The organism is Nostoc sp. CHAB 5715 (genome assembly GCF_020829685.1).
Taxonomy (GTDB): domain Bacteria; phylum Cyanobacteriota; class Cyanobacteriia; order Cyanobacteriales; family Nostocaceae; genus Nostoc.
Window position 1 is genome coordinate 1 of record NZ_JAIVFR010000151.1, and the last position, 10,064, is coordinate 10,064.

6 protein-coding genes and 2 pseudogenes are annotated in these 10,064 nt (G+C 40.2%); 6 read left to right on the forward strand and 2 right to left on the reverse strand.

Annotated features, from left to right (window positions below; genetic code table 11):
- Positions 1-1,146 precede the first annotated feature (1,146 nt).
- The 4 genes from LC574_RS10750 to LC574_RS10765 all read left to right on the forward strand — a co-directional run bounded on the left by LC574_RS10750 (position 1,147) and on the right by LC574_RS10765 (position 7,025).
- Complete coding sequence (locus LC574_RS10750) at positions 1,147-1,380, forward strand: hypothetical protein (RefSeq protein ID WP_229453515.1); 234 nt, start codon at positions 1,147-1,149, stop codon at positions 1,378-1,380.
- A gap of 67 nt (positions 1,381-1,447) precedes the next feature.
- Entirely contained in the window at positions 1,448-1,702 is a 255-nt protein-coding gene (locus tag LC574_RS10755) for a hypothetical protein (protein WP_229453516.1), read from the forward strand.
- An 806-nt stretch (positions 1,703-2,508) separates the two neighbouring features.
- Entirely contained in the window at positions 2,509-4,653 is a 2,145-nt protein-coding gene (locus LC574_RS10760; protein ID WP_229453517.1) for a peptidase domain-containing ABC transporter, read from the forward strand.
- 1,544 nt (positions 4,654-6,197) lie between these two features.
- Positions 6,198-7,025 carry an SDR family oxidoreductase gene (locus LC574_RS10765; protein ID WP_229453518.1) on the forward strand — a complete coding sequence of 276 codons (828 nt, stop codon included), beginning with the start codon at positions 6,198-6,200 and terminating at the stop codon, positions 7,023-7,025.
- Positions 7,026-7,182: 157 nt separating this feature from the next.
- On the opposite strand, the gene LC574_RS10770 is transcribed toward LC574_RS10765, so the two are convergent.
- Positions 7,183-7,668, reverse strand: a complete 486-nt coding sequence (locus LC574_RS10770) for a hypothetical protein (RefSeq protein ID WP_229453519.1) — start codon at positions 7,666-7,668, stop codon at positions 7,183-7,185.
- Positions 7,669-7,726: 58 nt separating this feature from the next.
- Here LC574_RS10770 and LC574_RS10775 point away from each other — a divergent pair, with 58 nt between their 5' ends.
- Positions 7,727-9,223: a glycosyl hydrolase family 57 gene (locus tag LC574_RS10775; protein WP_229453520.1), complete on the forward strand. Its 1,497-nt coding sequence runs from the start codon at positions 7,727-7,729 to the stop codon at positions 9,221-9,223.
- Positions 9,224-9,672: 449 nt separating this feature from the next.
- Here the strand turns inward: LC574_RS10775 and LC574_RS10780 are convergent.
- Positions 9,673-9,909: pseudogene (locus LC574_RS10780) on the reverse strand (class II aldolase/adducin family protein); the annotation flags it as partial.
- Between LC574_RS10780 and LC574_RS10785 the strand changes: the two are divergent.
- Positions 9,904-10,020 (forward strand): annotated as a pseudogene (locus tag LC574_RS10785) (class II aldolase/adducin family protein); the annotation flags it as partial. The pseudogenes LC574_RS10780 and LC574_RS10785 overlap by 6 nt on opposite strands.
- Between the last annotated feature and the right edge of the window lie 44 nt (positions 10,021-10,064).

Consider the following 10,064-nt stretch of genomic DNA (forward strand, 5'->3'; position numbering starts at 1 on the left):
TACTATTATGTTGTATTGAAAGACACTGGCAAGGCTGAAGGCAGCGCCAACACTTCCAATTAAAAATATTCCTCCCAACCTCGTCCATATACTGACTGAGGGAAGATATTCGTCGTTTTGGACTAGGCGGAGAAAGTCTGGTTGGGGGTCAATGAGCATGAGCGCTAAAAAACATTTTGGTTCCGTAAATAATCTAGCAAAAAAATCTACCTAGCGTTAGCGTGACGATCAAGATTTAAGGATATCCAAAAAATAAAAGCTCTCTTCTGTTTCAATAATATTTTTGGCAAAAATCTCATAATTTTGGCGCTTTCGCCTTTCAGGGCGAAAGCGACAGCTTTTGCTTTTATTACTGATAAGTCCCTTATCTGTATATACTTAGTATGTAAATACAAGGTTTCTATACAGCTAAATCTAAATAAGAATTAGGCATTTTCATCCGAACATCAAATCTTTATAATTTTTATCTAACATTTTATCTTTTCTTTATTTATTTTTTAAAAAATGATATAGCAGCTACAATTTTTTTATAACTATTTTTCATTTATAAAAGATTAAGTAAATTTACGCTGTTTTATATTAAATTAATTTATATTTCTTCAATTCGATTTTGTATATAAAAATTTTACAAAAATGTTTTTTGCGTAAATATACTTGCTTAATAAGGCAGAATCCCAGCTTTTACTTGTATCAATGTTTTATCAATGTTTTATCAATGCATTTCAATCTACTTTGTATAAAAAATAATTTTTGGTTGCTAGATATATCTTTCATTCCGGGCATTTTCTTTTTTTTCCCAGTATTAACACTTAATAATAGTAACTTATGTATTTTTGGGAAAAATACATCTTTTAGTTCGCCATATTTATACGAATATGAATATTGACGCCTGCGATTTTTTGATAACTAAATTTTTTTCTAATTAAATTTGTATAAAGAAGAACTATGTAGTATCTTTTTTGAAGAGGTGTAATACATATTTCTTAAAAAATTAGTTGCTTGACCTATTGAGCAAGAGTCGTATAATACTTTTAGCGGAACGAAAAAGTAATTAAACATACTCTTTTAATGTTTATATTTATTACTTTGAAGTGACGCGATTTTAACCTCAACAATCAAGCGAGAACTAAGATTATGGAAAGCACATTGTTTACCACATTAACCGTTACCGAAGAAGCCAATTTGTCTGGTGGTAAGAAGTATAAGTCCAAGCCCCCCGAACACAAACCCGAACCCAAGCCCGAACCCAAGCCTACTTACCCTGCTCCTAAATTTATTGTGAACCTTTCTGCGATCATTACACAAACCGCCGTTAATGTTAACAGTGGTGACGTTGAGGGTAACCTGGTTCAAACAGCTGTGAACCAGATCGGAGTCTAGAACTGCGGTTTAGTCGAAGAGAAAGAATAAACGTAAAGACATCAACAATCAAGCGAGAACTAAGACTATGCAAAGCACATTGTTCACTACATTAACCGCTACCGAAGAAGCCAATTTGTCTGGTGGTACGCATAAGCCCAAGAAAAAAGAACACAAACCTGCTCCCGCCAAGCCCGAACCCAAGCCTGCTACTCCCGCTCCTACGATTACTGTGAACCTTCCTGTGGTCATTACACAAATCGCCATTAATGTTAACACTGGTGACATTGGGGGAGACCTGACCCAAACAGCTGCAAACCAGATTGCATGGTATAAAGTTTAGTAGAAGGTAAAGAATAAACGTAAAGACACGATTAACCGCGTCTTTACTGAGGTAAAATGTCTTAAACAAACTAACCTGCTCCAACAGTGTAGTTTGCCTTTTTGCAAGACATTAGCTTTGTTGCTTATCGCAGTTATTCTAGCATTACGTTTATTCTTACCGCATACTTTTGTTGAACAAAGTTAACAAAGTCTATCAACGGTTCCTAGTAGGCAACTGTTGATGGACTTCCTTAATACTTTTGCTAAAGATAATGTTCACCTTGAGTAGTCAAATAGGAAACTAACCGTTGCTATTTAAAAAATCAGCCATATTCATCACAATTTAGTAATGTGTGAACGATAAGGAAACTCTTTTTACCTCACTTACTCAAAATTAATAAGCAAATATGTCTATTCGATTGCAGTAAGCAAACAAACATACGAAAATTTCCGGTGTTTTCTCTGTTGATATACAAAATATAGTCAAAGCAATTACAACTAACTAGAACTAAAGAAGTTATTGAGCTAGTAAGATTAAGAGATTTGTCTTTCCTAGTACAACATATATGGTAATGAGATAGCGGTTCTCAATTGCATGAAATACAGACCTAACCCCCAGCCACTTCCCTGCTAGCGTTGGGGAGTAAGACTCAAACCTCTCTCCTAAAAGGAGAGAGGAATGGAAGTGAGGTTAAAGTGTATTGCTTCCATTCGAGAAACGCTATAGTAAAACTAAACTGTTGGTCAAATTTTTAACCACGCAGGGACAAAACCCTGCTATTTTTTTGAGTTTTTTCACGATGCTATTGGGTATTGGAGTGTTAAATGAAATACCAAGTTGTTACACAACATAGTGAAGAAGATTGTGGAGCTGCTTGTCTTGCTTCCGTTGCCAAACATTACCGACGTAACTTTACACTAAATCGCATCCGGGAAGCGGTAGGCACTGGGCAACTTGGAACAACATTGTTGGGATTGAGGCGAGGAGCCGAGGCACTTGGTTTCAATGCGCGTTCGGTCAGGGCATCAAAAGAAATATTAGACCGAATGAACCAAGCACCACTACCAGCAATCATTCACTGGAAAGGCTACCACTGGGTTGTTTTGTATGGTCAGAAAGGCAAAAAATATGTAATTGCTGACCCAGCCTTTAACATCCGTTATGTCTCTAGAAAAGAATTAACGGAGGCTTGGTCAGATCAAGTCATGCTTTTACTAGAGCCAGATTCGGTTCGCTTTTATGCTCAACCGGATGATAAAGTCAACGGTATTTGGCGCTTTGCGCGGCGGGCATTGCCTTATGGGGGTATAATATTCGAGGCTTTTCTCTGTGCTATATTTATCGGTCTGCTTTCGTTAACTTCTCCTTTCCTGCTTCAAATTCTAACGGATGATGTACTAGTCCGAGGAGATACCCAGCTTCTTGTTGGTGTAATTATTGCGGTTGTAGTGATGAATTTGGTGTCAAGTAGTTTGCAACTAGTTCAATCTAACCTGATTGCCAATTTTGCCCAACGGCTTGAGTTAGGGCTAATTCTGGAATTTGCCAGGGCAATCTTGCGGCTGCCTCTGGCTTACTATGAATCACGTCGCAGTGGCGAGATTGTTAGCAGATTGCAAGATATTCAACAAATTAATCAGCTAGTTGCTCAAGCAGTTATCAGTCTGCCTAGCCAATTATTTATCGGACTGATTTCTTTGGGTTTTATGGTGTTCTATAGCTGGAAACTCACCTTTGTTGCCGTCGTGGTTGCTATTGTGATGAGTTTATCTACGGTGGTTTTCTTGCCGACACTTCAACAAAAAATCAGAAGTATGTTGGTCTTAGACGCGGAAAACCAGGGTGTTCTCGTTGAAAGCTTTAAAGGAGCGCTGACACTCAAAACTACTACTGCTGCTCCTCAATTTTGGGAAGAATTTCAGAACAGATTTGGTCGGCTCTCAAATCATACATTTCGCACAATTCAGATTGGAATTATTAACAGCACCTTTTCTGGGTTAGTTTATGCTATTGGCAGCATTAGTTTGATTGGTTTCGGCAGCACCCTAGTTATTAGTAAGGAACTCAGCATCGGTCAACTGCTGGCATTTAACGGGATGAATGGGAGTTTTTTGGGATTAATCGGTGCTGTGCTTGGATTTATAGATGAATTCATGCGTGCCAAAACTGCCACGGAACGCTTAACAGAAGTTATCGATTCCACACCTGAAACTCCAAGCGATAGTACCAAACCCTTTGCTAAAATTCCTAGTGATGCTGATATTATTTGCAAAAACCTAAACTTTCACTACGCTGGCAGGCTAGAGCTACTGGAAGATTTTTCCCTGACAATTCCGGGCGGTAAAGTTGTTGCCCTAATTGGTACATCCGGCTGTGGAAAAAGTTCTCTTGCTAAACTGATAGCCGGATTATATACACCTAATTCTGGCAATATCCGCTTTGGCATTTATAATATGCAAGACCTAGCTCTTGATTGTTTGCGGCAACAAGTTGTTCTCGTTCCTCAAGATGCTCATTTTTGGAGTCGCACAATTATTGAAAACTTCCGCTTAGGTTCTCCTCACCTCACCTTTGATCAAATTGTCAAGGCTTGCCAAATTGCTGAGGCAGATGATTTTATTAGTAGACTACCTGAAAAATATCAAACTGTATTAGGTGAATTTGGATCAAATATTTCTGGTGGACAACGGCAAAGACTGGCTTTAGCAAGAGCTATTGTTAACGATCCACCAATTTTGATTTTAGATGAATCAACTGCTGGACTCGATCCGGTTAGTGAAGCTCAAGTTTTAGATCAACTGTTGTCCCACCGCAAAGGTAAAACTACGATCTTGATTAGCCACCGTCCCAGAGTAATTACCCGTGCTGATTGGATTGTTTTGCTCAATCAAGGCAAGTTACAAATTCAGGGGACAGTAGAAGATTTGCGTGCCCAACCAGGAAACCATTTAGACTTTTTAACTCCTTAATTACTCACAGTTATAATTAGTGGTCTGTTTTGTCATAGTGAAACTGTCACACTCACCGACATCCCGCCTTGAACTGAAGTTCAGCTATGAGATAGGACTTACGCACTGTACAAAAAGACTATAGCAATCCGATTTGATTTTTGAACTTATTTGCGTAGGCAGGGAGTAGGGAGTAGGGAGTAGGGAGTAGGGAGTAGGGAGTAGGGAATCAGCCCTTTCGAGTTGTACGGAGTTTTTTCAAAAATCAAATAGGAGTCCTATATGTTGTGTATCAACGTAAATATAGCAATCCTAAATCATTCGTGAAAAGTTAGATCCCCGACTTCTTAAAGAAGTCGGGGATCTGGACACTGCGAATTTTCACAAATCAGATAGGATTGCTATAGGTTGTTTCAGCTGTCAAGACATGATGGGGTTGGGGATGGGGTAAAGCGTATGTGGGACAAGCGCTTGAGCTTAAGTTGACACCAATGGCGAGACGCCCACCCTACAAGAAATAGTTGAGTATTTTTTTATTTGGAAGTCCCTTAACCCAACCTTGTATCTTAGACCGTCGGGAAGGGGGTTAGGTTAATCGTTAGCTTTTCCAGATGGCATGAATTGTCAGACACCAGGCCAGGGCAAACGCATCATGTCAACAAGATACTTTGATTCTCAATAAGCTGGAAAATAATCGCATTAATCGCTGCTTATTGACATAGATTTAGGCGATCGCTTTGAGCCTGGGAAACTAAACCAAACGAAAAATCCTGATTTTTTCGTCGGTTCTCAACCTTGGTTGTGATCAAGAGTCTCAAGCATTCCTTTGATGAACTCAAAGCTAAAGCCAAACAAGTTATCATTTTTACTAAAGTTTTTGAAGATAAATCTGCTGTTCTAATTTGTATTAAAAACAACAATTTCACTCTCTTTCTTTTATTATTTAAAATATCAAAATCAAAAACCTTTATTTTATGTATATACGTAAATATACTGATGCATTTATGCGGACTAGCTGAGAAACTGAAGTGTTGCAAGAATAACCAAAACCTATATGTCTTTTTTGTTTCTTAGCTATGACTGAGAGATTACAATTTTCCAAAACAGGGCTTAATTGTCAGGAAAATAAGATATTTGTACTTAGGTATTCATAAAAACTTATTTAATAAAATCTTTCCCATATATATACCTGTCGTTAAGAAGTATTAAGAAATTCTGATTAAAGAATATTGCAATAGCTTGATTTAATTGCTAACGTGTGTATGACAACGATGCTGATGAGCGCTCTGATCTAGGAGAAGTAAAATCTATGAGCTATATGCATTCAGCCAAGTCTGTTAGGCTTTGACAGGTTAAAAACGATAAATTTCTGCCTCGTATAGACAATTATGAGGGATTGCAGATTAACCAAGAAATATCTCGTTGCTAAAGGCTTAGTTTCAGTTTGATTTCAATTGCAATTGATTATTTGTCTTACCTTGAGCCGACAAGCGAGTAGCTCTTAATTGTGTGTTTCGGCAATAACGAGGAGTTTGGTAAGACTTAAATTTTGGAGGATAAAACCAATGGAGATTCAAGGTAAAGTTGCCCTAATTACAGGGGCTTCGCGTGGGATTGGACGAGCGATCGCACTCGAACTAGCGCAAATCGGCATCAAGCGGCTGATATTGGTAGCACGCGATCGCCAAAAGTTAGTCGAGGTAGCTAACGAAATCGAGGCGATGGGAACAGAAGCTGCGATCGTGGCATTAGATTTGACGCAAACAATTGAAGTAAATATCGCTGTTGCCCAACTGTGGCGCAATTACGGACAGATTCACCTGCTGGTTAATTGTGCGGGAGTCGCATACCAAAGCTCGTTTTTGCAATCTAAAATGCCCCAAGTTCAAGAAGAACTCTCTGTGAACTTGTTAGGGATGTACAACCTCACGAGTCTGATAGCTAGACGCATGGCCAGCCAAAGGCAAGGGACAATCGTCAATGTATCGAGTCTGATGGGGAAAGTGGCTGCACCGACGATGGCGACTTACTCAGCTACCAAGTTTGCCATCTTAGGATTTACCCAAGCCTTGCGCCAGGAACTAGCTGATTACAATATCCGAGTCATTGCATTACTGCCTTCTTTGACAGACACAGATATGGTGCGCGACTTAAAATTATTTCGCTGGGTGATCCCCATGACTCCCCAACAAGTGGCTAAAGCGCTCGTCACCGGAATGCAAAATGATTCACCAGAAATTTTAGTCGGATGGCAAAGTCATTTAGCTGTATGGTGTCAACGCCTTGCTCCCTGGTTGCTAGAGCTAATTTTACGAATAGCAACTCCGCCAGCATCAACGAAACAACAGCCGAGTCAAAAACTGAAAAAGCTAATGCCGAAACTGAATTTTTGATGGTTTGTTCTGGACAAGAACATGATTTATGGCGTGTCTGCCTGCACATAAATCCTAAATTTTTTAGCGCATCACCTACCCTACTGGGATCAATAGACATCTCCAGAAATTAATTATGCGTTACCATAAATAGTCGCCCCTAGAACTAACAGAATTTCTACCAAAGCTGCGATCGCCACCGGAAAGGGCGGGTACGCGATCGCGCCATAATGATTTGAGTTCCAATAAGAAACAGGGCTGATAAAACGGTAATTACTGAAGGGAAAAAAGGTCGGTGAGCGTCGTTGTTATCTAGTGGTAAATCTAAAAGAGAGTGTAGCACCATACTGGTAAAGCCAACTTCAATCAACTGCCAACTCAAGACATGGGCAATCAATATCCCAAGCAACGCCAGAGGAATCGAATGAAACGTACTGACAATAGCTTGCCAAAAAGGTTGATAATAGACTTCTGACCAAATGTGGCGTGTCGGCAGATGATAAACAAACTTCATTAAGAAGTAGAACACAAAGATGGGAATATCTGGTAAGACTGCGCCGATCACAATTGCCGGACTTGCCTGAGTTCGTAGTTGTTGATTGAAAATGACCAAATTGAGAGAATAGCGTGACTTGGGGTATTCATTGTATATATGCTGAGTCAAGTGCTATTAGAGACTGATGCGAGATTTTTAGATATAACTCATATTGGAGCAACCAGAAATGCTTTCCTTCCCCACAACTCTTAGTAATTTGCCCGAAATCATTGATGGCTTGCCAAATATATCTGGTTGGGAAACAGAGGTTCTCTCTGTAGTTAACCATAATCAGTCGGTATTTTTACCAACAACAAATATCCGCTTAGAAGATGTAAATGCTGTGTTTGCGATCGCCTTACACATGCACCAACCAACTATACCTGCTGGAAATGGTGGTACACTCATTAGCAATCTGCAATATATGTTTGAACATCCTAATGAAGGGGATAACCACAATGCAGATCCTTTTGCCCATTGTTACAGCCGCATGGGAGATTTTATCCCCGAACTTGTAAATCAAGGTTGTAATCCCCGTGTGATGTTGGATTACTCAGGTAATCTTCTGTGGGGACTGCGGCAAATGGGACGCGGTGATGTTCTCGATAATCTCAAACGTATTACTTGCGACCCAACCTACCAACCTTATGTAGAATGGCTGGGTACAATGTGGGGTCATGCAGTTATTCCTTCCACACCAATAGCAGATATTAAATTGCATATCATCGCATGGCAACATCACTTTGCGGCAATTTTTGGCTGGGAAGCATTAGCGCGAGTTAAAGGATTTTCGCCCCCAGAAATGCATCTACCAAATCACCCTGACGCTCTCTTTGAATTTGTGAAAGCGCTAAAAGAATGTGGATATCGCTGGTTACTCGTTCAAGAACATTCTGTAGAAACAATTAGCGGTCAATCTCTTACCCACAAACATTTACCACATCATTTGATTGCCCGCAATTCTCAAGGCGAAACAATTAGCATTACAGCCTTAATTAAAACCCAAGGTTCGGATACTAAATTAGTTGCACAAATGCAACCTTATTATGAAGCCAAAACATTATTAAAACAACAGATTGGGAGTGCTTTTGTACCACCAATAGTTAGCCAAATTGGAGATGGTGAAAATGGTGGCGTGATGATGAATGAATTTCCTAGCGCCTTTAAACAAGCTTGGTGGGATATGGTCAATAACGGCGGAGGTAAATCAGGTATAGTCGGGATGTGTGGTACAGAATATTTAGAATTAATCGAAGCTGCTGGATGCAAACCTGAAGACTATCCAACTTGTCAGCCAGTGGGACAACATCAGATTTGGGAGCGAGTTTTACCAGATAATTGTCAACCTGAAGCTGTAGAGAATGCCATTCAAAAATTAAAGCAAATAAACTCTAATTTTCATTTGGATGGAGCTTCGTGGACAAATCATATCAGTTGGGTAAAAGGATATGAAAATGTGTTGTCACCCATGTATCAACTAAGCAGTTTATTCCATCAAAAATTTGATCCATTACAGCAATTTGACTCAGCAGAACCTGTTACCAGACAATCTCATTACCGTAACGTTCTTTTACATAACCTTTTGTTGCAAACCAGTTGTTTTCGTTATTGGGGACAAGGTGCTTGGACTGATTATGCGCGGGAAATTTATCAACGTGGCGAAAATTTATTGCAGATAAATTGAACTGGGGACTGGAAGCTAGTACAATAGACCTCTTGCTTGAAGAAGAACCCAGAAGTCAGAATTCAGGAATCAGAATCAATACTTCGGCTACGCTCAGGACAAGCTCAGGACAAGCTCTCCCAAGGCTCAGTGCATCGCCTAAATTTATTTATGGTTACTGAGTTTACGGTGAGCATCTCGGCTCCGCTCAATGGAACCGCAGTCGAACTGCGTAGCCGAAGTATGGGGATCAAAAATGTTTGAATACTTCGACAAGCTCAGTACAAGTTTTGAATACTTCGGCTACGCTCAGGACAAGCGAGCGTACAAGTTTTGAATACTTCGGCTACGCCCTTCTCTACGAGAGGCTGCGCCAACGGCTACGCTCAGGACAAGCGAGCGTACAAGTTTTGAATTCGGAGCGAAGCGACGTGACCTTGCTTATTATCCCAGTGTCAAAAAACACAACACTAATTTAGCAAATCAGGTTCTTCGCGCACAATTCTGTCGTAAAGGGGCTGGAAGCCGAACCACCCACTTGTATGTGACCCCACTTGAGTTTGTGTTAAACGGGCTGTTTCATGTTTGATAGTAGTGGGTCTACCCGCAGCTTCTGCCAGTAGTTGGGCTTGGCACGATCGCTCTAAGTTAATGTACCAATAGGCAGCTTCATCTACCGTATGTCCCACAGTTAAAATGCTGTGGGACATACGGTAGATGAAGCTGCCTATTGGTACATTAACTTAGAGCGATCGTGCCAAGCCCAACTACTGGCAGAAGCTGCGGGTAGACCCACTACTATCAAACATGAAACAGCCCAGCGAGCGCGCTGAAGTTGAGACAATACCCGACCAAGAATACG